The organism is Pseudomonas tensinigenes (assembly GCF_014268445.2).
Taxonomy (GTDB): domain Bacteria; phylum Pseudomonadota; class Gammaproteobacteria; order Pseudomonadales; family Pseudomonadaceae; genus Aquipseudomonas; species Aquipseudomonas tensinigenes.
In genome coordinates, this window is the sequence record NZ_CP077089.1 from 2,699,280 (window position 1) to 2,721,650 (window position 22,371).

Below are 22,371 nucleotides of genomic sequence, written 5' to 3' on the forward strand. Positions count from 1 at the left end.
CCGTCAGCCTGAATTATTTGCGGATGGTGCGCTGTTCGATGCGTTTTTCGAACGTGCCGCAAATGACCCGATCGACGTAGATGCCCGGGGTGTGGATCTGCGAGGGGTCGAGTTCGCCGGGTTCGACGATTTCTTCGACTTCAACCACGGTGATCTTGCCGGCGGTGGCGGCGAGCGGGTTGAAGTTCTGCGCGGTGTGACGGTAGACGACGTTGCCGAAGTGGTCGGCTTTCCAGCCTTTGACGATGGCGAAGTCGCCGGTGATGGATTCTTCCATCAGGTACTTGCGACCCTTGAATTCACGCACTTCCTTGCCTTCGGCAACCGGAGTGCCGACGCCGGTGGCGGTGAAGAAAGCCGGAATGCCGGCGCCGCCTGCGCGCATCTTCTCGGCGAGGGTGCCTTGTGGGGTCAGGATGACTTCGATGTCGCCCTTGAGCAGTTGCTCTTCGAACAGCTTGTTCTCGCCGACATAAGAGGCGATGACTTTGCTGATCTGACGGTCGGTGAGCAGCACGCCGAGGCCGAAACCGTCGACGCCGCAGTTGTTGGAGACGACGGTGAGGTCGCGGGTGCCTTTGCGCTTGATCTCGGCGATCAGGTTTTCCGGAATGCCGCACAGACCGAAGCCGCCGGCGATGACGGTCATGCCGTCCTCAAGCCCGGCCAGGGCTTCCTCGTAGGAACTCACGCGCTTGTCGAAACCTGCCATATGCACCTCTTTTATTATTTGCGGGCGGCTGGCTAGCCGAATGGTTGGAGTGTCGCGCTGGTGGATATATTTGTTAAGTTGATTTTTAAGGTCGATTGATTGATAAAGCTCAATAGTCGCGTTATGGCGTGCTGCTTTGATCGTTCCCACGCTCCGCGTGGTAATGCCTCTAGGGACGCTCCGCGTCCAGTGACGCGGAGCGTCACGTGCTGCGTTCCCACGCAGGAGCGTGGGAACGATCATCATGGCTTGCCGCTTAACGCTTGTAGCTTACAACTGGAGCGAAGCGAGCATGACCATCAAACAGATCCGCGCCTTCCTCGCCGTGGCCCAGAGCCTCAGCTTCGCCGTGGCCTGCGAGCGCCTGCACCTGTCGCAATCAGCCTTGAGCCTGACCATCAAAGCGCTGGAAGAGGGCCTCGGCGGGCGCCTGTTCAGCCGCAATACACGCAACGTCGCGCTGACGGCCGAAGGCGAATCCTTGCTGCCACTGGCGCGACGGCTGATCGCCGACTGGGACAACGCCGAAGACGAAATGCGCCAGCGCTTCAGCTTGCAGCGCGGGCGGGTGACGCTGGCGGCGATGCCGTCGTTTGCCGGCAACCTGCTGCCGCCGATCCTCAAGACCTTTCGTGCGCGTTATCCGAACGTCAATGTCACGGTCAATGACGTGATCAACGAGCAAGTGCTGGAGATGGTTCGTGATCGCCAGGTTGAACTGGGCGTGGCGTTCGAGCCGATGCAGAACACTTCAATGACGTTTACGCCGTTATACATGGATCGCTTCGTCGCAGTGGTGTCGAAGGATTCGCCACTGGCGCAGCGCGGCGAGATCGACTGGCAGACGTTGTTGCAGGAGCCGTTCATCACGTTGCAGCGGCCCTCGACGGTGCGGGTGATGCTCGAAGAGCACTTGCAGGCGCGGGGCATGAAGTTGCCGGTGGAGTTTGAGAGCCATCAATTGGCGACCGTCGGGCGGATGGTCGCCAGTGGTCTGGGCGTCAGCGCCGTGCCAGCGTTGTGCGCCGAGCAGATGCAGGAGCTGGGCGCCCACTGTCTGACCCTGGATGACTCGGTGGAGCGGGCGATTGGTGTGCTGACCGAGCCGGGCAATGAACTGTCGGCAGCGGCGCAGGCGTTGTTCGATATTCTCAAGGCTGAAGATCTCGGGCGACTGTGAGATCTACCCCCTCACCCCAACCCTCTCCCCCAGGGGCGAGGGGGAAAGGGAGCCAATCGAGGATTTCTCAAATCCTGAGTTCGACTCGAAATTTTCAGGTTGATGTATCGCGTGAGAACAACTCGGTCAGTTCCCTCTCCCTTGGGAGAGGGCTAGGGTGAGGGGCTTGGCTCCTGAGTCGAGCACAGAGTGCAGCAACTCACCGGTCCAGCTCCCTGACCAACAGGGGCAACAGCTGTTCACACGACGCTTCAATTTTCAAATCCAGCAAATCATCCGCCCGGGTCTTGCCCAGATTGATCGCAATCAGCGGCTTGCCGCGATCGGCAATCACCCGGCACAAACGAAACGCCGAATACGCCATCAACGAAGAGCCCACCACCAACATCCCCGCCGCACTTTCTGCCGCCGCCATCGCCTGAGCCGCCGTCTGCTGCGCGACGTTCTCGCCGAAAAACACTACGTCCGGTTTCATCCGTTCACCGGCGCAATGCGGACACTGCGGCACCTGAAAACGCGCCTCGAACGCCGGGTCGAGCAGGGTGTCGCCATCCGGTGCCTGCACGGCATCGACCCCGGCCAGATACGGATTTTGCTGTTCCATCAATTTTTGAATCGAGTCGCGCTCGCTGCGCTGACCGCAATCCAGACACAGGACGCGATGCAGGCTGCCGTGCAGTTCGATTACATCGTGGCTGCCAGCCTGATCGTGCAGGGTGTCGACGTTCTGGGTGATCAAGTTGCTGATCAGGCCATGGCGCTGCAAACCGGCCAATGCCTCATGAGCCGCATTCGGCTGCGCCTGACGCACCCTCGGCCAACCGAGCATGGCCCGCGCCCAATAGCGGCGGCGCGATTCGGGGGCTGCGAGGAATTCCTGGTACATCATCGGCTGCCGGCCACGACGCACACCGTCGCTGTCGCGGTAATCCGGAATGCCCGACGGCGTGCTGATGCCGGCTCCGGTCAACACGATGAAATCGCCATCTGCCATCAACTTGTGCAGTGTGTCGAGGTGGTCGCGGGTCGGGCTGTCGAGCATGGTCAGCGCTCCGAAGTGGGCAGTGCCAGCAGGTTAGCACGCGACCCGCGCGGGTTACTTGCGCGCCTCCAGAATCAGGTTGAACGGTGTTTGCGTGGCGCGGCGGAAGTGCTTGAACCCGGCCTCGACAAACACTTTGCGCAAACGCATTTCCCCCGCCTGCGCGCCCAGGCCGAGGCCAACTTCCTGCGACAGCGAGTTCGGTGTGCAGATAAACGTCGAGGCCGCGTAGAACAGTCGTCCGACCGGGTTGATGTTGTCGTCCAGCGTGTCGTTGGCGAACGGCTCGACCAGCAACACCGTGCCGTCGTCCTTCAACGAGTCATAAGCGTGACGCGCGGCGCCGACCGGGTCGCCCATGTCGTGCAGGCAGTCGAAATAGCAGATCAGGTCGTAGTCGTTGCCGGGGTAGCTCTTCGCCGAACCCTGGAAGAACTTCGCCCGGCTGCTGACCCCGCCTTCTTCGGCGCGTTGGGTGGCGACAGTGATCGAAGGGGCGTGATAGTCGTAGCCGACGAAACGCGAGTTGGGGAACGCCTGGGCCATGATCACCGTCGAGGCGCCGTGACCGCAGCCGATGTCGGCGACTTTGGCGCCTCCCTCGAGTTTCGCCACCACACCGTCCAGCGCCGGCAGCCATTCGGCGATCAGATGGCCTTTGTAGCCGGGCCGGAAGAATCGCTCGGTGCCGGTGAACATGCACGGGTGGTGGTCGCCCCAAGGCAGGGCGCCGTTGCCGCGCATGGCTTTGACCAGTTTGTCCTTGTCATGGAAAAACGATGCCACCACGCCGAGACCGCCAGCGACGTACACCGGCGAGTCCTCGACGGCTAAGGCCAGCGCCTGTTCTTCCGGTAAACGAAACTGGCCGTCGTGATGCTCCATGTAACCCGATGCCGCGTGAGCGCTGAGCCATTCGCGCACCAGACGCGGGTTGCAGGTGGTTTTCGCCGCGAGGGCATCGGCACTGATCGGCTGACTGTCGGCCATGGCCCGGTACAAGCCGAGTTCTTCGCCGACGATGACATTGGCCAGCATCGCCGCGCCGCCCATGTCGTTGACCAGTTTGCCCATGAATTGGTTGAGCTTCGCCTCGTCCATCATGTGTGCTCCTGAAACAGGATCACGGTCCGGCGGCGTCGAGGGTCGAGGCGTGCGCCACCGGGCGGTGGTCACGGAGTTGGGCAGGGCACGGCTGACGTCCTGCGGCCCCCTCGACTGGGTAATGAATGAGTCTAGCCCCGGTCCGGGGCTGGCGCTGTATTTGTGAACAACGAAAACCTGTGGGAGCGAGCCTGCTCGCGAAGGTGGCATTTCAGGCAATTCTTATATTGGCAGTGCCGACGCTTTCGCGAGCAGGCTCGCTCCCACAATATTGATCGGCAGTGAGTCTGTATCACCGTGTATCGCCGTCATCGCGGGATACACAGTGCTGCAAATGCCCGGTCATTTGCACACAGCGGTGATACAGCCGGCGGTTCAACTCGGCAAAATCACTGCTGAGGTACATCCCATGCAAACGCTTCCCTTATTAGCGCAACCCAGCGTCGGCCTCGGCCTGCGCCGTGGCCTGCTGAAAGATCTGCAAGCGGCTAACACCGGCGATTTCGACTTTCTCGAAGTCGCTCCGGAAAACTGGATCGGCGTTGGCGGTGCCCATGGTGCGGCATTGCGTGAACTGGCCGAACGCTATCCGTTGTCCTGCCACGGTCTGTCGCTGTCACTTGGCGGGTCGGCACCGCTGGATCTCGGCTTCTTGCAGGAGGTCCGGGTGTTTCTCGACCATTACAACGTGCCGCTGTACAGCGAACACCTGAGTTATTGCAGCGATGACGGGCATCTTTATGACCTGTTGCCATTGCCGTTCACCGAAGAGGCAGTGCACCACGTCGCCGCGCGAATCCGTCAGGCTCAGGACATTCTTGGTCGGCGTCTGGCCGTGGAAAACGTCTCCTACTACGCCGCCCCCCGTCAGGACATGGACGAAGTGACCTTCACCAATGCCGTGCTGCGCGAGGCCGATTGCGACCTGCTACTGGACGTCAACAATGTCTACGTCAATGCGATCAACCACGGCTTCGATCCGCAATCGTTTCTCGCCGCTATCGAGCCGGGCCGGGTGGTCGGCATGCATGTGGCCGGGCATTTCGATGAGTCCGACACGTTGAAAATCGACACCCACGGTGCCTCGGTTAAACCGCAGGTCTGGTCACTGCTGGCCGAGGCTTACGCACGATTTGGCGCAAAGCCAACGCTGCTTGAGCGAGATTTCAATTTTCCGGCTTTCTCCGAACTGGTCACCGAGTTGCAAACCATTCGCCACTTGCAGTCGGGGGGCAACCATCGTGGATAACCTGATACTGCAACAACAGGCGCTGACCCGATATTTGCGCGACCCCGAGCATCAATCGCCGCCGGCCGACATGAATGCGGCGCGGGTCAACGTCTATCGCGATCTGGTGTTCAACAACGTATCGCAACTGTTGAGCGGCACGTTTCCGGTGCTGATCCAGATCATCGGTGAGCAACGCTGGGGTCTGCTGGTGCGCGGCTTTTTGCGCGACTGGCGGGCGCAGACCCCAAAGTTTGGCGAGATTGCCGAGACTTTTCTCGACTATCTGGCCACGCAACCGCAGGTAATGCGCGAAGGTGAGTGGCCGGCGTTTCTGCTGGAGCTGGCGCATTACGAATGGGTCGAGATGGTTTTGCAGCAGTCCGATGCTCAGGCGCTGCCGGCGACCGATCCGGCGTTATTGCTGGAACGCCCGTTGCTGATCTCGGCACTGGCCTGGCCGTTGGCGTATGTCTGGCCGGTGCATGAACTTGATCCCCACAATCAGCCCGTCACGCCACCGGCTCAACCGACGCTGTTGCTGGTGTGGCGTGTGGCGGACTGGAGTGTGAAGTTTTCCGAGCTCAGTCCACTGGCCTGGCGCTTGCTGCAGCGCGTCACTGTGTTTGCGTCGTTGACCGGGCGCGAGCAGTTGGAAGGTCTGGCGCAAGAGGCCGGACAGTCGGCGAGCGCTTCGTTTATGGACAATGGCCTGGCGTTGTTGCAGAAGATGCATGAGGACCAGGTGATCGGTCTGGCATCTTGAACACTTAAACCACGCCGCACACTGTGGGAGCGAGCCTGCTCGCGAAAGCGATCTGTCAGTCAACTTGAACATCCACTGACAGGACGCCTTCGCGAGCAGGCTCGCTCCCACAGGGATTTTCGCTGTTATCGGGAGTGCAGGGGGAGTTTCAGTTCCGCGCACAACCCGCCGCCCTCGCGGTTGCTCAAGGTCAACGAGCCGCCCAACGCCATGGCCAGTTGCTGGGCGATGGCCAAGCCCAGTCCGGTGCCGCCGGTATCGCGATTGCGCGAGTTTTCCACGCGATAGAACGGTTGCAGCACCTGCGCCAGTTCGGCATCGGCGATGCCCGGGCCGCGATCCATGACGGTAATCGCCAGACTGCCCTTGTTGGCTTCGACCCAGACTTCGGCAGCGCCGGCGAACTTCAGCGCGTTGTCGGTCAGATTCACCAGCACCCGGCGCAAGGCATGGGGGCGGGTGTCGATGACCGCCGCACTCTTGCCGACCAGTTGCACCTGCTTGCCCATGTCCTGATAGTCGAACACCAGGCTTTCGAGGAAGGAATCCATGTTGGTGCGGCGGCTTTCCTCGGTCGAGCCATGGATGCTGCGCGCATAGGCCACGCCTTCGCGCACCAGATGTTCCATCTCGCTGAGGTCATTCCACAGCTTGTCTTTCTCGACGCAATCGTCCATCAGTTCGGCGCGCAGTTTCATCCGCGTGATCGGCGTTTGCAGGTCATGAGAAATCGCCGCCAGCAATTGCATACGCTCTTTGAGGTAAGCGGCGATGCGCGCCTGCATCGCGTTGAATGCACGGGCGGCGTAGATCACTTCGGTCGGGCCGCTTTCGTCGAGGTTGATCGGGTGGGCGTTGGGGTCGAGGGTTTCCACGGCGTTGGCGAGGCGCGTCAATGGACGCACCGCGATGCGCACCGCCAGCCAGGTGCAGGCGATCATCAACGCCAGTTGGCCGAGCAAGACCGCCGGCAACCAGGGTGACAACGGCACCATGGCGGGGCGCACGTCGATGGTCACCGGGCTGCCGTCGCTCAGACGCAGATGGCCCTGAAAGTGTTTCTTCGGCCCTGGGATGTCGGTGAAAGTCAGCGGATAGCGTTCACCAATGGCTTCGGTGATCGAGGTGACGGCCACCGGCACATCACCGGCCTCGATTGGCATGCCCGGTTCGCCTTCGCTCAACAGGTAGCCATAATTTCTTCGCGCCAGACGCTCGAGCCAGTCAGGACGCTCTTCGGCAGGCAAGCGATCGAGGATCGCAATCGAGGTCGACACGTCGGTTTCCAGATTGCCGAGCATGGTGTTCTTGGCGCTTTGGTAACGTTCGTAATACTGCGCGCCGAACGAGAGCGCCTGGGCCAGCAGCAGGCCGATCAGAAAAATCAGCGACAGGCGCGAGGCGAGGGTGCGTGGCCAGTGCAGACCGACGCTCATGCCGGGGCACCGAGAAGCTCGACCGGCAGCGAGAACACATAACCCTCGCTGCGCACGGTCTTGATGTAGGCCGGTTCGCGCGCATCATCGAGCAGACGCTGACGCAAACGGCTGACCAGCAAATCGATCGAGCGGTCGAACAGATCAGCGTCACGGCCCTGGGTCAGATTGAGCAGTTGATCGCGGCTGAGCACCCGTTGCGGGTGATCGAGAAACACTCGCAGTAAACGGTATTCGGCGCCGCTGAGGGCGACCATGGTGCCGTCCTTGTCCAGCAAGTGACGGGCCGAGGTGTCCAGTTGCCAACGGCCGAAAGCCAGCAAGCGACCGGCCTCGGTGACCACCAGATTCGGCGGCAGCATCCGCGTGCGGCGCAGCACGGCGTTGATCCGCGCGAGCAATTCGCGGGCAGCGAACGGCTTGGTCAGGTAATCGTCGGCGCCCATTTCCAGGCCGATGATGCGGTCGGTTTCATCGTTGCGCGCGGTCAGCATCAGTACCGGCGTGGCCTTGTGTTTGCCCACGCGCAGTTCGCGGCACAGCTGCAGGCCATCGTCGCCGGGCATCATGATGTCGAGCACGATCAGGTCAACGGTGTTGGCTTCGAGAAAGCTGCGCATCTGCCGGCCATCGGCGACCACCGTGGTGCGCAGGCCGTTTTTCTTCAGGTAGTTGCCCACCAGTTCACGGATCTCGCGGTCGTCGTCGACGATGAGAATGTGATCGACATGTTCCATCGGGTTCGAACCTCTATCAAAGGGGAATGCCGTGCAGTCTATCGAGCCTCGCGCGGCTCGCCTGCCTGCCTTTGTATTGCAGTGTATCTGCCGTGACAACGGATACATGAACACGCAAAAACGCAGTTTTTTCAGGGTTTTGTATCGCTGTGTATCCCCCGCCGACCGGGATACACAGCGATTGAAAGGTGGCTTTTCCTGACACAGACGCGATACCTCGCGAGCCTCAAATAGGCTCCATCGAGGCCCACACAGATCGCCTCGGCTCAAACCCCCTGAAGCCTTGAGGAAAACGCCATGAACAACAAATCCGTAATCGCCGCCTGCCTGTTTGCCGCGCTGAACATCTGCACGCTGTCGGCCCGCGCCGAAGCAGCTGTCACCCCGCAAACCTACACCTACGGCACCCACCTGGATATCCAGAAAGTGCTCTCGCTGAAACAGGACAACTCGGTGAATTGCGGGATCGTCGAGGCGCGCATGACCTACCTCGATTCGGCCGGTCAGACCCGCGTGCTCGATTACAGCAAATTTGCCGACGGCTGCAACAACGACAACTAAGTCATCACTCTTTATAGAAGGAAACAGCCATGAACAACGTATCGCGCTTTTTGACTGCCATCGTTTTCTCTCTCGCCGGCGTTGCCGCCCATGCCAATGCTGCGGTTGAACAGCATAGCTGCCACAGCAGCACCTGCTTCCAACTGACGCCAGTGGCCAAGCAGGGCAGCGATGGCTTGATTGCTGCGGACGGCTCCAGTCGCACGCCACAGGGCCAGATGGTTGCCGAGAACGGCGCCAGCCGTACGCCGCAGAGTCATTGGCTGGAAAGCCAGAGCGCCTGAACGGCTCATCACGTTCATTGATCAAGGGTGAATCACTATGTACCTCATCGCATTCCTCGGCGGTCTGCTGACCGTGCTCAGCCCCTGCATCCTGCCGGTGGTGCCGTTTCTGTTTGCCGGCGCCCAACGCAGCCGCACTTCGATTCTGCTCACACTCGGTGGCATGGCCCTGACCTTCGCGCTGATCTCAAGCCTCGCTGTGGTCAGTAGCGAATGGGTCATTCAGGCCAGCAACAGCAGCCGTTACATTGCGCTGATCGTGATGAGTGTGTTCGCCCTGTCGCTGATATCGGCGCGCATCGGTGACTGGCTGACACGTCCCTTTGTGATGCTGGGCAACCGCCTTGACCCGGATACTCGGAAAAAGACCGGGCCGATGGGTTCGATCATGCTCGGCGTGGCCACGGGGCTGCTGTGGGCACCGTGCGCCGGGCCGATCCTCGGCGTGATTCTCACCGGTGCCATGCTGCAAGGCGCCAACGCGCAGACCAGTCTGTTGCTGCTGGCCTACGGCGCCGGCAGTGCGCTGTCGCTGGGTACGTTGATTTTCACCGGACGCGGCTTGGTCAATCACCTGAAACCGTCGATCCCGTTCACCGGTTGGTTGCGTCGTGGTGCCGGAGTTGCGGTACTGGCGACGGCAGCGGTGATTGCTACTGGCTTCGACAAAACCTTGCTGGCGAACACCTCCTCTGAGGGTGTGGCGAGTGTCGAAAAAAGCGTTCTGGAAAATGTGCCGAAAGTGGTCGACTACTTCATCAGCAAAGTCCGCGCGGACTCGCCGATGGAGCAGGGCAAAGGCGCGATGCCATCACTGGCCGGTGCAATGCAATGGCTGAACTCGCCCGAGCTGAGCGCCGAGTCCCTGCGCGGCAAAGTGGTGCTGGTGGACTTCTGGACCTACGACTGCATCAACTGCCAGCACACCCTGCCGTACGTCAAAGACTGGGCGAAGAAATACGAGAAGGACGGTCTCGTGGTGATCGGCGTACACACCCCGGAATACGGCTATGAGCGGATCATCGACAACGTCAAGGATCAGGTGAAAAAGCTTGGCATCACCTACCCGGTGGCCATCGACAACAACTATGCGATCTGGCGCAACTTCGACAATCAGTACTGGCCGGCGCATTACCTGATAGACGCCAAGGGGCAGGTGCGTTACAGCCACTTCGGCGAAGGTCGCTACGAAGCGCAGGAGCAGATGATCCAGCAGTTGCTGCAAGAGGCAAAGGCGCCTGCGGCCTGATCAGCAACAGCAATGGCTCAGAGGTCGCGGACCATGAGCCATTGTTCGTTATCCCAGGCGCGAAAACGCTCCAGGACTTGCCAGCCGCGCTTGGCGTAGTAGTCCTGCTTGTTCTGCGTGTGCAGATACAGGCGCGCAAAGCCGCAGTCTTTCGCCTCCTGACAAATCCCTGCAATCAAACGTTCCGCCAGCCCTTGCCCGCGTGCTTCAAGGCTGACGAACACACAGGCCAGCCATGGGCCGAGGTCGGGACGCAGGTCGAGGTCATCGCGTGCCAGCGCGGCGCCGCCGAGCAGATGTTCACCGTCCATGGCGATCAGGCAGGACCAGTCGCCATTGCTTTGCCCCTCGGCAAATTCACGCTGCCATGCGGCCAGCGGGTGATCGACGTATTCGTAGGGGAATTGTTCGTGGATCCATTGAGCATAACGGTCGCTGTGGTGCAGGTGATGAGCGAGCCAATCGATTTGCAGTGACATCAGTCGAATCCGTTCCAGAAGCGAGAACGCATCAGAAACCAATCCCCGAACATTGGCAATCCTCAAGGTGTTCCAGACCCTTTACAGATTTCCACCGCTCATCGGCAAACCCCCGGTTTTACGGGGTTGCCAGACGATTGGCAGGGACGCCGAGCGGTCTCGGCGCGATAGTGCGTGAGCAGGGTCACTGCCGGCCTTGCCCCATAACAAGAGCGCGAGGTTGCCATGCCTAAATTCGTGATTGAACGCGAGATTCCAGGGGCCGGGAAGCTGTCGGAAGCAGAACTCAAAGCTGTGTCGCACAAGTCCTGTGACGTGTTGCGTGAACTCGGCCCGCAGGTGCAATGGCTGCAGAGCTATGTCACCGCAGACAAAATCTATTGCGTGTACATCGCGCCGGATGAAGAGCAGGTGCGTGAACACGCCAAGCTTGGTGGCTTTCCTGCCAACAGTGTGGCGCGTGTGATGACGGTCATTGACCCTACTACGGCCGAATAATCACTGATCCAATTTGTAGCGGAGCTCACTGTCATGAGTACCCCGATTGATCTGACTGCCCTGAAGGAACGCCAGAAAGTCGCCTGGGCCAGTGGCGACTACGCCGTGATCGGCACCACCCTGCAAATTGTCGGCGAAAACCTCGCCGAAACCTGCGACCTGCGTTGCGACGAGGAGGTGCTGGATGTCGCTGCCGGCAACGGTAATGCAACGCTGGCGGCGGCGCGGCGCGGTTGCCTGGTCACCTCGACCGATTACGTCGCAGCACTGCTGGAACGCGGCCAGGACCGTGCCCGTGCGGAGCATCTCGATGTGACGTTTCAGGTCGCCGATGCTGAGGCACTGCCGTTCGCCGACGAGAGCTATGACGCCGTGCTGTCGACCTTTGGCGTAATGTTCGCGCCGGATCAGGACAAGGCCGCTGCCGAACTGGGCCGGGTTTGTCGTCGTGGCGGGCGGATCGGTCTGGCCAACTGGACCCCGGAAGGTTTCGTTGGCCAGATGTTCAAGATTCTCGGCCGGCATCTGCCGCCACCTGCCGGTGCACAACCGCCGTCGAATTGGGGCTCCGATGCGTGGCTGCACAAGCATTTCGATGACCGCGATTTTCTGCTGCGCGTGACGCGGCGCGAGTTCAATTTTCGCTATCGCTCGGCCGCGCATTTCATCGATATTTTTCGCCATTGGTACGGGCCGGTGCACAAGGCCTTCGCGGCACTGCCGCCGGAGAGCGGGCAGGCGCTGGAAAATGATCTGGCGGATTTGCTCAACCGTTTGAACCGGGCGGGGGAGGCTTCGCTGGTGGTGCCGAGTGAGTATCTGGAGGTGGTGATCACCAAACGCTGAATGAAGATCCCTGTAGGAGTGAGCCTGCTCGCGATAGCGGTCTTTCAGTCAAAAATATTCAGCTGACAGACCGCTATCGCGAGCAGGCTCACTCCTACATTGGATGTGTGTTGGATTCTGGAGCCTATTTCACCTGCGGCCGATCAAACCACTCCAGCGCCGTGCGCCAGATGCAGATCCCCAGAAAGTACGCCGACATCAGTAACCACAAGCCCATCACCAACGGGTTGATCACCGGATGGTTGAGTACCAGCGACAAGCTGCACAGCAGCCAGATCGCCGTCACCGCAATGTTGATCGGCATGAACCGGCGTACCCGGAACGGGTGCAGGAACTTCATCCGCGTCACGGTCAGCAGCGCCAGACCAATCACCGTCAGAAAAGTGATCCACGGCCCCGGCCCGATGATGTAAAGGCACAGCGCGACCACATTCCACGCCGCCGGAAACCCGACAAAGTAGTTGTCCTTGCTCTTCATATTGACGTTGCAGAAGCAGAACAGCGACGACACCAGAATCAGCGACACGGTCAGCAGCAGGGTGTAATCGGGCAACGGAATGTAGCGATAGATGAACAGTGCCGGAATGAATACATACGTCAGGTAATCGATCACCAGATCAAGGATCGAACCGTCGAAGCTCGGCAGCACCGATTGCACGTTGACCTTGCGCGCCAGCGCGCCGTCAAGTCCGTCGACAATCAGCGCCACGCCCAGCCACATCAGGCAGTGGGTCGGCTGGTTTTCCAACAGGGCGAGGGTGGCCAGAAAAGCGGTGACCACGCCAGTCGCGGTAAAACCATGGGCGCCCCATGCTTTGAGCCTGGCGATGTGTACGGTCGATATCACGGGGGCGTTCTCCAGAAAGTGAAGCAAGCCGGGTATCACCCTTGGGCAACAAGGGCGCCGGCAAACCGAGTCGGGGTTGCAGCTATCGACCGGTCTGGCCGGGATAAGGTTCACCATTGATCAATCTTAGCTGGCCGGCGAAAAAATACGCGGGCGAAATCCGCCAAGGCCTTGAGTGTCAGCCAAACGGTGCTGGCGCTATGGCTTAAGGGGTCTATCGTTGCCAGACGCAGTCACTGCCAATGCTTGAGGATGACGTCATGAACACCAGCGATTTGCTTGAACAACTGCTGCGAGGCCAGGCCCCGGCAGGTCAACAATCTCCTGCGTCTGCCGGTTCGGGTCTGGGCGGCCTCGGTGGCTTGCTGGGCGGCCTGCTCGGTGGCGCGGATTCGACCGGTACACGCGGCGGCGCGCCGGCGGGCGGGTTGGGTGGATTAGGCGGTTTGCTCGGTGGTTTACTCGGCGGCGGTGCTGGTGGTGGCCTGGGTGGCGCGTTGGGTGGGGCGCTGGGCGGCGGGGGCGGTACGCAAAGTCGTTCCGGCGGCACCAATTATGCGGCGCTGGCATCGCTGGGAATGATGGCCTTTCAGGCGTATCAGGCCTGGCAACGCAGCCAGGCCAGTTCGGCACCGCAACAAACGCCGCAAACGGCTAACCTCCTTGCCGGCCCGGAAATCGAAGAACACAGCCACGCGGTGCTGCGTGCTTTGATCGCGGCGGCCAAGGCTGACGGTCGTATCGATGAATCCGAGAAACACCTGATCAGCAGCGAAATCGGCAAACACACTGATGATCCGCAGTTGCAGCAATGGCTCGACGCCGAAGTCGCCAAGCCGCTGGACCCCGCCGAAGTGGCACAGTCAGCCAATGGTGACCCCGCCGTCGCCGCCGAAATGTACCTGGCCAGCGTGATGCTGGTGGATGACCAGCAGGACGCCGAGCGCAGTTATCTGGATGAGTTGGCAGCCGCGTTGAATATCGACCCGCAGTTGCAGGTGCATCTGGAACAGCAGGCCAAAGGCCAGGCCTGAAAGAAAAATCAAAAGATCGCAGCCTTCGGCAGCTCCTACAGGGTGTACATCATTCCATGTAGGAGCTGCCGAAGGCTGCGATCTTTTGATCTTCAAAACCAGATGGCATCCCATAACGGGTAGTCCCCCACACGCCGAGCCAATCCGGCGCGCAACGGGTTCATGACGATGTATCGGGCCGCCGCTTTAAGGTCTTCATCACGACGCAACGCCCGGTCGTAGTAACCGCGTTGCCATAACCGTCCCTGACTGCCGCGCTTGAGATTGATCGAACGACAACTGCGCGATTTCACGCGGCACATGAGCGCTGCCAATGAACCTTGTTTCAATTCAATCAGCCAATGCAGATGATCCGGCATCACCACCCACGCCAGCGACTGAACCATTCCCTCGTCATTGGCTGCACGCATTTGCTCTACCAGCAGTCTTCCCAAACGCCAATCCGAAAACACTGACTGACGTTCGTAAACGACGGCGGTGAGCAGATAAATACGTCCAGCCTCGCTATAACGTCCCTTGCGCAATCCACACGCCTTCGCAGCAACAGGCATTCCTTTGCCCTCCCAAAAACATCGTTCCTGAACGTTAGCCATCCCTCACCGTTACGCGAACTCAACCCATTGCACGATGTAACCCCGTAGGAGCTGCCGAAGGCTGCGATCTTTTGATCTTGTTTTTAAAATCAAAAGATCGCAGCCTTCGGCAGCTCCTACACGGTTATTCAGTGCATTTGACGGCCGTCCGTCCGGGCAATTTTCACGTCGATTGAATTTTTCGCAGGCACCGCCTCTCTGCTGCTTTAGAGGCGTGTGGAACAGCGTCCTGCCAACCGACCGAGAATTTTGCCATGACTGTCCTGACACATCTGCAGGCTGCGCCTGCCCAACCGCATCTTATGAATGCCGCCGGGAACATCCGCCAGGTTTATGAAGCGTTGTTGCGCGATGACGATTCCCTGGACCTTGCGCAGGCGTTTTTGCAGGAGCAACTGCAACACGCCGCGCAAATTAGCGATGCGTTGCCTGAAGACCCGACAACGTGGCACGCCTGGGTGGCCGAACATTGCGCCGATGTCGCCCGGCAATACGCCGACTATCTGCAACAACGCAAGGCTGGCGGGCCTCGGCAATTCTTCCGTGGCAAGGCGCAGGCGCTGTATTTCCTGCAAGCGGTGGCACCGACCAAACTGGTCGACGGTGCGTGGCTCTATGGTCTGTTGCCACGCTGGCAGGACCCGCGTTTCCAGGGCCTGCTGCGAACATTTCTGGAAGAACTGGGCGAAGGCAATCCAGCGCAAAACCACGTGGTCATCTACCGCAAACTCCTCGCCGAGCATGACTTGCAGGACAGCAGCGCAATCGCTGATGAGCGCTACCTGCAAGGCGCGATACAACTGGCGCTCGGTGTCTGTGGCACTGATTACTTGCCCGAAGTGATCGGCTACAACCTCGGCTATGAACAGCTGCCGTTGCACTTGTTGATCAGCAGCTACGAACTCAGCGAACTGGGCATCGATCCGTACTATTTCACCCTGCATGTGACCATCGACAATGCCAGCACCGGCCATGCGCAAAAAGCCGTGCAGGCCGCGCTCGATCTGCTGCCGCTTGAGGCCGATCGCACCGAGTTTCTGCGCCGGGTCGCGCTGGGCTATCGGCTCAACGATCTGGGGCAGGGCAGTCGCGCGATCATCGAAGGTTTCGACCTTGAGCACGAGTTGCTGGCGATGCTTGAGCGCAAGTGTCCGTTCGCCCAGCACATGCATTCCGATTACTGCCGCTTCGAAGGGCAGACCGTCAATCAGTGGCTGGCTGCACCGGAGCAATTGCCCGGTTTTCTTCAGGCGCTGCAGAACAAAGGCTGGATCAAACGCCACGAAGACCCGCAGGCCAGCCGCTTTTGGCAACTGATCGCGGGCGACGGTGCGGCGATGTTCGGTGTGTTCAATGCCTACGAAAAACAACTGGTGCACGACTGGATTGCCGGCGACTGGACGTCGTCGGATAAAACCAGACCCGCTCGGCGGCACACTCAGACTGCCGCGGCCATTGAGGGGCTTGAACAGGATCCCGACGTACAGGCGCTCAACGCCGCGCTGCAAGGTCAGGATGCCTTGGCGCAGATGGCGATTCTGATCCCCTGGCTCGCCCCGGCCCGCCATGCACACCCGGCCGGGTTGCTCGCCACCCGGCGTTTTATCGAACTCAAATCCCGTTTGCCTTAAGGACCTTGCCGATGAATCAGGAAGAACAACTCTGCCCCAACGACCTCGTTCTGCTGCACCTCGGCCGGCGCTTGTTGGCAGACGGATATCGGTTCACCACGCCGACGCCGTTGACCCATCAACGGGTCAACCAGCGTGACGAGGGCCAGATGGCCGACTCTTTGCGCGATGTGTTCGGCTGGTCGCGGCCATTCGCGCCGGGGTTGTTGTCGGCCGATGAACAGCGGCAATTGCAAGATGCGCAGGTCATTGATAGTTACGAAGGTCAGCTGAAGAGTCGCGTGCGCTGGTCAAGCCTGGATGATTTGCTGTTCGTGCATTCGGCATTCCCCACCGAGGCGGCGGATGCGGTGTTTTTCGGCCCCGACACCTACCGTTTCGCGCAACTGATCCACGCCCACCTGCAGCAGAACTTCGCGCCGATCCAGCGTGCGGTGGATATTGGTTGTGGTGCTGGCGTCGGTGCGATTGTGATCGGCCTTGCCCGTCGCGAGGCGCAGGTGCTGGCGCTGGACATCAACCCTGCGGCGCTGCGTCTGACCGCGATCAATGCGGCGCTGGCAGAGGTCGCCAACGTCGAAGTCCGCGCCAGTGATCTGTTGCAGGGCGTCGATGGCGAGTTCGATCTGATCGTCGCCAACCCTCCGTACATGGCCGATACGGCTGAGCGCGCCTACCGCCATGGTGGCGGGACGCTGGGGGCAGGGCTTTCATTGCGCATCGTCGAACAGGCCTTGAATCGACTGGCGCCGGGCGGCTCGCTGCTGCTCTACACCGGCGTGGCGATGGTTGATGGTCGCGATCCGTTTCTCGACACCGTGCTGCCACGACTCGATGAACAGCGTTTTGGCTGGACGTACCGCGAACTCGATCCGGATGTCTTCGGCGAGGAGCTGCTCAACCCTGGTTATCAACGGGTCGACCGGATCGCCGTGGTGGCGTTGACCGTGACCCGGATAGGCTGAAGCAAGGCAGGTGCGCGATGAGCAGAAACCTTGACGACTACAACCGCATGCGCGACTTCTCGTCGACGTCCGAGCCGGCCGCCGTCAAGCGCTCCGGGCGTAAAGCCGCCACGGATCACGCGTTGCAGTTCTGCATCCAGAAGCACGACGCTTCGCACCTGCATTACGATTTTCGTCTGGAACTTGATGGCGCCTTGAAGAGCTGGGCGGTGCCGAAAGGGCCGTCGCTCGACCCCAAGGTCAAGCGTCTGGCGGTGCATGTTGAAGATCATCCGCTGGATTACGCGACGTTCGAGGGCAGCATCCCCGAAGGGCATTACGGTGCTGGCGATGTGATCGTCTGGGATCGCGGTGTGTGGATTCCGCTGGAAGATCCGCACAAGGCCTACGCCAAGGGCAAGCTCAAGTTTGAGCTGCAAGGCGAAAAGCTCGGCGGCATCTGGAATCTGGTGCGCACGCACATGCCGGGCAAGAAGGAGAACTGGTTTCTGATCAAACATCAGGACAGCGCCGCTCGCCCGCAAGATGATTACGATGTGTTGGTCGCCGAGCCGGACAGCGTGCTGAGCGAGCGAACCCTTGTAACCAAGCCCAAGTTGGCCGCGGAGCAAAGCAAACCGCCGAAAAAGGCCCCGGCCAAGGCGCGCAAGCAAGCGACCGGCAAGCTAACCGGCGCGCACAAGGCGAAACTGCCGACGCAGCTCAAGCCGGAACTGGCCACGCTGGTCGACAGCGCGCCCGAAGGGCAGTGGAGCTACGAGATCAAATTCGATGGCTACCGGATCATGGCGCGGATTGATCATGATCAGGTGAAACTGTTCACTCGCAACGGTCACGACTGGACGCACAAGTTGCCGCAACAGGCCGCAGCCCTGGCGGCGCTGGGATTGGAATCGGCGTGGCTGGACGGGGAAATGGTTGTCGCCAACGAACAGGGCGTGCCGGATTTTCAGGCCCTGCAAAATGCTTTTGAAGCGGGGCGTAGCGGCAACATTCTCTACTACCTGTTCGATCTGCCGTATCTGAACGGCGTCGACTTGCGCGAAGTGCCGGTCGAGGAACGTCGCGCGGCGCTGGCCACGGTGCTCGGCAGCCATGAACAACCGTTGCTGCGCTTCTCCGAAGCCTTCGACGAAACCCCGGATGCACTGCTCAACAGCGCCTGCCAGATGCAGATGGAAGGCCTGATCGGCAAACGTCTTGGCTCTCCCTATGTGTCGCGGCGCAGCGGCGACTGGATCAAGCTCAAGTGCCAACATCGCCAGGAGTTTGTGATCGTCGGTTACACCGATCCGAAAGGTTCGCGCAGTGCCTTCGGCGCATTGCTGTTGGGGCTGCACGATCGCGACAGTGGCGAATTACGCTACGCCGGCAAGGTCGGCACCGGTTTCAACGAGTCGACGTTGAAAAGCATTCTGGCCCAACTCAAACCGTTGCAAGTGAAGAAGGCTGCGGTGGTCAATCCACCCAGCGGGTTCGACGTCAAAGGTGTGCATTGGCTCAAGCCGAAACTGCTGGCAGAAGTCGCATTTGCCGAAATGACCAAGGACGGTTCGGTGCGCCACGCCGTGTTCCATGGATTGCGCGACGACAAGCCAGCCAAGAACATCACTGAGGAGCGAGCGAAACCGGTGAAGACCACAGAGAAGAAAACGCCTACCAAAAAACCAGCGAAAAAGGCCCCGGCGAGCAATGCCGAAACCGCGCCGTCTCAGCTCGGGCTGGCTAACGGCAAGGTGCGCATCACGCACCCGGATCGGGTCATCGATGCAGTCAGCGGTACTACCAAGATGCAACTGGCCGAGTACTACGCCAGCGTCGCCGAGTGGATTTTGCCGCAACTCAAGGAGCGGCCGGTGGCGCTGGTACGCGCGCCGGACGGCATCGCCGGTGAGTTATTCTTCCAGAAAAACGCCGAACGCCTGGCGATCCCCGGCATCACCACACTGGACAAAGACGTCACCGGGCAACCGGTGATGCTGATCAACAACGCCGAAGCGTTGATTGGCGCGGTGCAGATGAGCACCGTCGAACTGCACACCTGGAACGCCACTACGGTCGATCTGGACAAGCCCGATCGCTTTGTCCTCGACCTTGACCCGGATCCGGCATTGCCGTGGAAAAGCATGGTCGAAGCGACGGCGCTGACGTTGACTGTGCTCGATGAGTTGGGCCTTAAGGCGTTTCTCAAAACCAGTGGCGGCAAGGGCATCCACGTGGTGGTGCCGTTGACCCGCAAACTCGGTTGGGATGAGGTCAAGGATTTCAGCCACGCCATCGTCAGTCATATGGCCAAGCTGTTGCCGGACCGCTTTTCGGCGGTGTCCGGGCCGAAAAATCGCGTTGGGCGGATCTTCATTGATTACCTGCGCAACGGTCTGGGCGCCACCACCATTTGCGCCTATGCGGCGCGCACCCGCGAAGGGTTGCCGGTGTCGGTGCCGCTGTTTCGTGAAGAGGTCGCCGAAATCAAGGGCGGCAATCAGTGGAATGTGCACAACGTGCATGAGCGGCTGGCGGAGGTTGGCGACGAACCGTGGGCCGATATGAAGAAAACCCGCCAAAGCATCACGGCCGAGATGCGCAAACGGCTCGGTCTGAAAAAATGATCAGGTGTCGCGTAGCAAGTCGTGGGCGTTGAGCAGTTCGAAGGCGATTTCCGGGTGGTTTTCCAGTCCGCGGCGAATGGCGGCCGGGATGGCTGCGCGGGTCTTGCGGCACAGGCCCGGTAACTCGTCGATCTGAATGGCGATGCCGCGCATGGTGCGCACTTCGTTGAACCCGGGGGCGACTTCCACACGAATGCCCAACTGTTCGTACATGCGCTTCTGCAAGTGTTCGAGGTCGGCGAGGTCTTTGAGTTTTTCCAGCCGCGCGAGCAGGATTTTTTCTTCTTCGCGAGTCAGACGGAGGATGCGCAAATCCGCGCCGGGCATCTCCAGCAACGGATCGCGCCCGCAAATGCAGGCGCCGGGCGGGCAGGGGGAGCGCAAGGGCGCAGAAGTCGTCATGGCCTCCATCATAGAGGCCGTCGGACAGTTTTGCCTATTCGCCTTCAGCGGCCATCCATCGGCTGCCTTGTCCGTGATGGCTACTGATTCAAGCCTTCGTAATGCACCAGAATCGCATTGGCGAGGTCTTCATCACTGGCGTTGAGGCCAGGGTTGTTCTGGCGCACCTGTTGCAGTACCGATTCAAGATAAACCCCACGAATGGCCCCGCCACTGGCGACAAATGCAGACAAGTCGTCACGGGCCGGAATCACCATTTTGTGATCCTTGAAGGTCGAGTACAGCGACGCGGAGACACCGGCCGAGGTGGCGACATCTCCGGCATCGACTTTGGCCAGAGCGGAACCCACGGGCAGGCATAAGAGTAAAGAAGAAATGAGCACTAACTTGCGCATGACGGTGTTCCTCCACAAGCGCGAAGCAAAAAGGGAAGGATTACATAATGTGAGAGGGGCGCGCGCGGCGGGAGTTCCGTGGAGCGGGAAAGTCTGCGTTATTGCGAGACAGACGCGGGCAACGCCATGGCGGGCTGCCCGGGTTTATGTCATGAGGGTTCAGATCACCCCGCACGCCATGCGATCACCGCCACCGCCCAGCGGTTTGGGCATGTCGGCGTGGTTGTCGCCGCCGGCGTGAATCATCAGCGCGTGGCCCTTCACTTCGGAGATCTTTTTCAGGCGCGGAGCCAGTACCGGGTAGTTGGCGATGCCATCGGCAGTCACGTAAACCGCCGGAAGGTCTCCCAAATGACCATCAGCGTAGGGGCCGAGGTGCTTGCCGGTTTTCTGCGGGTCGAAATGACCGCCAGCGGCCAGTGCGGCGCCTTTGACGCCATCCTTCATGCCCGCTTCGCAACTGCCATTTTCATGCACGTGGAAGCCATGCACACCGGCCGGCAGGGATTTCAGATCGGGCGTGAACAACAGGCCATAGGCGGTTTCACTGATAGTGACCGAGCCGATCGCCTGCGGCGCGCCGTCAGCGCTGACCAGATTGATGGCGACTTTTTCCGTCGCCGCGTGTGCGGTACCGATGGCGAAGGTGCCGAGCAAACCCAACCACAATGCGCGTTTCATAGCGTTTCCTTTTGCTGCATGAGAATTCAGAACGACGGACTCAATAGCCTGCCGGCATTAACCGGCGATGAAAGCGTTGGCCGTGCGCGTTGAAAAGTGAGACTTGCCGCGCAATCCGAAAGTTTTGCGGCAGTCTGCCTGCATGCCGACACCTGCTGACACGCTCTGGCGCGGCAGACCCGTGCAAATAGGCTTAACTGAAGGCTGACAAGCGCTTACGGGCGTAACGAGAGAGGAAAATCCGGTGTCGATCAAACTGCGTTTAGTGTTGCTGATTGTGACAAGTCTGCTGACGGCGTTGATCGTGAGTCTCGTCAGTTACGTCGGCAACCAGCGGATGGCCTCGGCGGTCAGCGATAACGCGGTCAGCATGAGCGCGCTGCGCAACCATATGGAAGCCGACATGATGCACGACGCCCTGCGTGCCGATGTCTACTCGGCGATGCTGGTCGGGCTAGGCAAAAGCACCAGTACTGCGGGCGAGGTGCGTGATTCGATCAACGAACATGCCGGGCATTTTCGCGAGGTGCTTGAAGACAACCTCAAGTTGCCGATCAACCCGACATTGCGCACCGCGCTGGAGCAGATCAAGCCGAGTCTCGATACCTACATCAATACCGGCGAGCGGATCGTCGGGTTGGCGCTGGACAATCCTGATGCCGCTCAACAGGAACTAGGCACCTTCAACACGGCGTTTGGTCAGCTTGAAGAGCAAATGGCCGCGTTGAGCGAGTTGATCGAGTCCAATACGCTGCAGACCAGCGCAGCAACCGAATCAGCGATCCGCAGCGCCAACGGTGCGCTCGGCGTCGTGTTGATCGCCAGTCTTGTGTTGCTCTTGATACAGGGGCGCTGGGTCATTTTGAGCATCATGGGGCCATTGAAAACCGCCAGTCGCATCGCCGAAAGCATCGCCCATGGCAATCTCAGCGAGCCGATCGCCGAGCCGTCCGGCAAGGATGAGGCCAGTGTCCTGATTCGCACGCTGGCAACCATGCAGCGCGACTTGCGCAACATGATCGACGTGGTGCGGCGCAACGCGCACGGCGTCAGTGGCATGAGCGAGCAACTCAGCCAAGGCTGCCATCAGGT

The 22,371-nt window shown here is 60.3% G+C and carries 23 protein-coding genes and 1 pseudogene; 13 read left to right on the plus strand and 11 right to left on the minus strand.

The features are described from left to right. Positions 1–13: 13 nt before the first annotated feature. Positions 14–712: a CoA transferase subunit A gene (locus HU718_RS11870; RefSeq protein ID WP_007919568.1), complete on the minus strand. Its 699-nt coding sequence runs from the start codon at positions 710–712 to the stop codon at positions 14–16. 292 nt (positions 713–1,004) lie between these two features. Between HU718_RS11870 and HU718_RS11875 the strand changes: the two genes are divergently transcribed. After that, a complete protein-coding gene (locus HU718_RS11875; RefSeq protein WP_102902761.1) occupies positions 1,005–1,892 on the plus strand; it encodes a LysR family transcriptional regulator in 888 nt (295 codons plus the stop codon). A 199-nt stretch (positions 1,893–2,091) separates the two neighbouring features. Here the strand turns inward: HU718_RS11875 and HU718_RS11880 are convergent, their stop codons facing one another. Both HU718_RS11880 and HU718_RS11885 read right to left on the minus strand, forming a co-directional pair. Beyond that, positions 2,092–2,934 carry an NAD-dependent protein deacetylase gene (locus tag HU718_RS11880; protein ID WP_186614199.1) on the minus strand — a complete coding sequence of 281 codons (843 nt, stop codon included), beginning with the start codon at positions 2,932–2,934 and terminating at the stop codon, positions 2,092–2,094. Positions 2,935–2,988: 54 nt separating this feature from the next. Next, complete coding sequence (locus tag HU718_RS11885; protein ID WP_186614476.1) at positions 2,989–4,035, minus strand: class I SAM-dependent methyltransferase; 1,047 nt, start codon at positions 4,033–4,035, stop codon at positions 2,989–2,991. A gap of 412 nt (positions 4,036–4,447) precedes the next feature. On the opposite strand from HU718_RS11885, the gene HU718_RS11890 reads away from it, so the two are divergent. Together HU718_RS11890 and HU718_RS11895 are read left to right on the plus strand one after the other, a co-directional pair. Beyond that, on the plus strand, positions 4,448–5,287 hold the full coding sequence (locus HU718_RS11890) for an HvfB family MNIO-type RiPP peptide maturase (protein ID WP_186614201.1): 840 nt from the start codon (positions 4,448–4,450) through the stop codon (positions 5,285–5,287). Continuing rightward, the gene (locus HU718_RS11895) at positions 5,280–6,032 is read left to right on the plus strand and encodes an HvfC family RiPP maturation protein (RefSeq protein ID WP_186614203.1); all 753 of its coding nucleotides are present in this window, start codon (positions 5,280–5,282) and stop codon (positions 6,030–6,032) included. Before HU718_RS11890 ends, HU718_RS11895 begins: the two co-directional genes overlap by 8 nt. A 125-nt stretch (positions 6,033–6,157) precedes the next feature. Here HU718_RS11895 and HU718_RS11900 read toward each other — a convergent pair whose 3' ends face one another. Both HU718_RS11900 and HU718_RS11905 read right to left on the minus strand, forming a co-directional pair. Beyond that, a complete protein-coding gene (locus HU718_RS11900; RefSeq protein ID WP_186614205.1) occupies positions 6,158–7,468 on the minus strand; it encodes an ATP-binding protein in 1,311 nt (436 codons plus the stop codon). Beyond that, the gene (locus HU718_RS11905; RefSeq protein ID WP_102902756.1) at positions 7,465–8,205 is read right to left on the minus strand and encodes a response regulator; all 741 of its coding nucleotides are present in this window, start codon (positions 8,203–8,205) and stop codon (positions 7,465–7,467) included. The genes HU718_RS11900 and HU718_RS11905 overlap by 4 nt, the downstream gene beginning before the upstream one ends. 297 nt (positions 8,206–8,502) lie before the next feature. Here HU718_RS11905 and HU718_RS11910 point away from each other — a divergent pair, with 297 nt between their 5' ends. Genes HU718_RS11910 through HU718_RS11920 form a run of 3 tightly spaced genes read left to right on the plus strand, consistent with a single transcriptional unit; the run spans position 8,503 to position 10,299 of the window. After that, entirely contained in the window at positions 8,503–8,766 is a 264-nt protein-coding gene (locus HU718_RS11910; protein ID WP_102902755.1) for a DUF2790 domain-containing protein, read from the plus strand. Positions 8,767–8,795: 29 nt separating this feature from the next. After that, complete coding sequence (locus HU718_RS11915) at positions 8,796–9,050, plus strand: hypothetical protein (protein WP_150729969.1); 255 nt, start codon at positions 8,796–8,798, stop codon at positions 9,048–9,050. 37 nt (positions 9,051–9,087) lie between these two features. After that, positions 9,088–10,299, plus strand: a complete 1,212-nt coding sequence (locus tag HU718_RS11920; protein WP_186614207.1) for a cytochrome c biogenesis protein DipZ — start codon at positions 9,088–9,090, stop codon at positions 10,297–10,299. A 17-nt stretch (positions 10,300–10,316) separates the two neighbouring features. On the opposite strand, the gene HU718_RS11925 is transcribed toward HU718_RS11920, so the two are convergent. Beyond that, positions 10,317–10,778, minus strand: a complete 462-nt coding sequence (locus HU718_RS11925) for a GNAT family N-acetyltransferase (RefSeq protein ID WP_186614209.1) — start codon at positions 10,776–10,778, stop codon at positions 10,317–10,319. Positions 10,779–11,003: 225 nt separating this feature from the next. On the opposite strand from HU718_RS11925, the gene HU718_RS11930 reads away from it, so the two are divergent. Then, a complete protein-coding gene (locus HU718_RS11930; protein WP_186614212.1) occupies positions 11,004–11,276 on the plus strand; it encodes a DUF4242 domain-containing protein in 273 nt (90 codons plus the stop codon). Positions 11,277–11,309: 33 nt separating this feature from the next. After that, complete coding sequence (locus HU718_RS11935) at positions 11,310–12,122, plus strand: class I SAM-dependent methyltransferase (RefSeq protein ID WP_186614214.1); 813 nt, start codon at positions 11,310–11,312, stop codon at positions 12,120–12,122. 124 nt (positions 12,123–12,246) lie between these two features. Here HU718_RS11935 and pcsA read toward each other — a convergent pair whose 3' ends face one another. Beyond that, positions 12,247–12,969, minus strand: coding sequence for a phosphatidylcholine synthase (gene pcsA / locus HU718_RS11940; RefSeq protein WP_007919592.1), 723 nt, complete (start codon positions 12,967–12,969; stop codon positions 12,247–12,249). A 260-nt stretch (positions 12,970–13,229) separates the two neighbouring features. Between pcsA and HU718_RS11945 the strand changes: the two genes are divergently transcribed. Beyond that, on the plus strand, positions 13,230–14,003 hold the full coding sequence (locus HU718_RS11945; protein WP_186614215.1) for a tellurite resistance TerB family protein: 774 nt from the start codon (positions 13,230–13,232) through the stop codon (positions 14,001–14,003). Between the two features lie 92 nt (positions 14,004–14,095). On the opposite strand, the gene HU718_RS11950 is transcribed toward HU718_RS11945, so the two are convergent. Beyond that, the gene (locus HU718_RS11950) at positions 14,096–14,554 is read right to left on the minus strand and encodes an REP-associated tyrosine transposase (RefSeq protein ID WP_186614217.1); all 459 of its coding nucleotides are present in this window, start codon (positions 14,552–14,554) and stop codon (positions 14,096–14,098) included. Between the two features lie 296 nt (positions 14,555–14,850). Here HU718_RS11950 and HU718_RS11955 point away from each other — a divergent pair, with 296 nt between their 5' ends. Genes HU718_RS11955 through ligD form a run of 3 tightly spaced genes read left to right on the plus strand, consistent with a single transcriptional unit; the run spans position 14,851 to position 19,801 of the window. Next, the gene (locus tag HU718_RS11955; protein ID WP_186614220.1) at positions 14,851–16,227 is read left to right on the plus strand and encodes an iron-containing redox enzyme family protein; all 1,377 of its coding nucleotides are present in this window, start codon (positions 14,851–14,853) and stop codon (positions 16,225–16,227) included. Positions 16,228–16,238: 11 nt separating this feature from the next. Continuing rightward, positions 16,239–17,192 carry a methyltransferase gene (locus tag HU718_RS11960; protein WP_186614222.1) on the plus strand — a complete coding sequence of 318 codons (954 nt, stop codon included), beginning with the start codon at positions 16,239–16,241 and terminating at the stop codon, positions 17,190–17,192. A 17-nt stretch (positions 17,193–17,209) separates the two neighbouring features. After that, a complete protein-coding gene (gene ligD, locus HU718_RS11965; protein ID WP_186614224.1) occupies positions 17,210–19,801 on the plus strand; it encodes a DNA ligase D in 2,592 nt (863 codons plus the stop codon). Here the strand turns inward: ligD and HU718_RS11970 are convergent, their stop codons facing one another. From HU718_RS11970 to sodC, 3 genes are all read right to left on the minus strand, one after another. Further along, complete coding sequence (locus tag HU718_RS11970) at positions 19,802–20,203, minus strand: hypothetical protein (RefSeq protein WP_180988189.1); 402 nt, start codon at positions 20,201–20,203, stop codon at positions 19,802–19,804. It abuts the gene before it with no gap. A gap of 80 nt (positions 20,204–20,283) precedes the next feature. Beyond that, on the minus strand, positions 20,284–20,598 hold the full coding sequence (locus tag HU718_RS11975) for a DUF2388 domain-containing protein (protein ID WP_102902741.1): 315 nt from the start codon (positions 20,596–20,598) through the stop codon (positions 20,284–20,286). A gap of 159 nt (positions 20,599–20,757) precedes the next feature. Further along, the gene (gene sodC / locus HU718_RS11980) at positions 20,758–21,279 is read right to left on the minus strand and encodes a superoxide dismutase family protein (protein ID WP_095120251.1); all 522 of its coding nucleotides are present in this window, start codon (positions 21,277–21,279) and stop codon (positions 20,758–20,760) included. 244 nt (positions 21,280–21,523) lie between these two features. Between sodC and HU718_RS29975 the strand changes: the two are divergent. Then, positions 21,524–22,279, plus strand: a pseudogene (locus HU718_RS29975) (MCP four helix bundle domain-containing protein); the annotation flags it as partial. Between the last annotated feature and the right edge of the window lie 92 nt (positions 22,280–22,371).

Bases quoted from the DNA above. Each gene is read 5' to 3' on its own strand.
- HU718_RS11870 (WP_007919568.1), bottom strand. From the start codon at position 712: ATGGCAGGTTTCGACAAGCGCGTGAGTTCCTACGAGGAAGCCCTGGCC.
- HU718_RS11875 (WP_102902761.1), top strand. From the start codon at position 1,005: ATGACCATCAAACAGATCCGCGCCTTCCTCGCCGTGGCCCAGAGCCTC.
- HU718_RS11880 (WP_186614199.1), bottom strand. From the start codon at position 2,934: ATGCTCGACAGCCCGACCCGCGACCACCTCGACACACTGCACAAGTTG.
- HU718_RS11885 (WP_186614476.1), bottom strand. From the start codon at position 4,035: ATGGACGAGGCGAAGCTCAACCAATTCATGGGCAAACTGGTCAACGAC.
- HU718_RS11890 (WP_186614201.1), top strand. From the start codon at position 4,448: ATGCAAACGCTTCCCTTATTAGCGCAACCCAGCGTCGGCCTCGGCCTG.
- HU718_RS11900 (WP_186614205.1), bottom strand. From the start codon at position 7,468: ATGAGCGTCGGTCTGCACTGGCCACGCACCCTCGCCTCGCGCCTGTCG.
- HU718_RS11905 (WP_102902756.1), bottom strand. From the start codon at position 8,205: ATGGAACATGTCGATCACATTCTCATCGTCGACGACGACCGCGAGATC.
- HU718_RS11910 (WP_102902755.1), top strand. From the start codon at position 8,503: ATGAACAACAAATCCGTAATCGCCGCCTGCCTGTTTGCCGCGCTGAAC.
- HU718_RS11915 (WP_150729969.1), top strand. From the start codon at position 8,796: ATGAACAACGTATCGCGCTTTTTGACTGCCATCGTTTTCTCTCTCGCC.
- HU718_RS11920 (WP_186614207.1), top strand. From the start codon at position 9,088: ATGTACCTCATCGCATTCCTCGGCGGTCTGCTGACCGTGCTCAGCCCC.
- HU718_RS11925 (WP_186614209.1), bottom strand. From the start codon at position 10,778: ATGTCACTGCAAATCGATTGGCTCGCTCATCACCTGCACCACAGCGAC.
- HU718_RS11930 (WP_186614212.1), top strand. From the start codon at position 11,004: ATGCCTAAATTCGTGATTGAACGCGAGATTCCAGGGGCCGGGAAGCTG.
- HU718_RS11935 (WP_186614214.1), top strand. From the start codon at position 11,310: ATGAGTACCCCGATTGATCTGACTGCCCTGAAGGAACGCCAGAAAGTC.
- HU718_RS11945 (WP_186614215.1), top strand. From the start codon at position 13,230: ATGAACACCAGCGATTTGCTTGAACAACTGCTGCGAGGCCAGGCCCCG.
- HU718_RS11950 (WP_186614217.1), bottom strand. From the start codon at position 14,554: ATGCCTGTTGCTGCGAAGGCGTGTGGATTGCGCAAGGGACGTTATAGC.
- HU718_RS11955 (WP_186614220.1), top strand. From the start codon at position 14,851: ATGACTGTCCTGACACATCTGCAGGCTGCGCCTGCCCAACCGCATCTT.
- HU718_RS11960 (WP_186614222.1), top strand. From the start codon at position 16,239: ATGAATCAGGAAGAACAACTCTGCCCCAACGACCTCGTTCTGCTGCAC.
- ligD (WP_186614224.1), top strand. From the start codon at position 17,210: ATGAGCAGAAACCTTGACGACTACAACCGCATGCGCGACTTCTCGTCG.
- HU718_RS11970 (WP_180988189.1), bottom strand. From the start codon at position 20,203: ATGACGACTTCTGCGCCCTTGCGCTCCCCCTGCCCGCCCGGCGCCTGC.
- HU718_RS11975 (WP_102902741.1), bottom strand. From the start codon at position 20,598: ATGCGCAAGTTAGTGCTCATTTCTTCTTTACTCTTATGCCTGCCCGTG.
- sodC (WP_095120251.1), bottom strand. From the start codon at position 21,279: ATGAAACGCGCATTGTGGTTGGGTTTGCTCGGCACCTTCGCCATCGGT.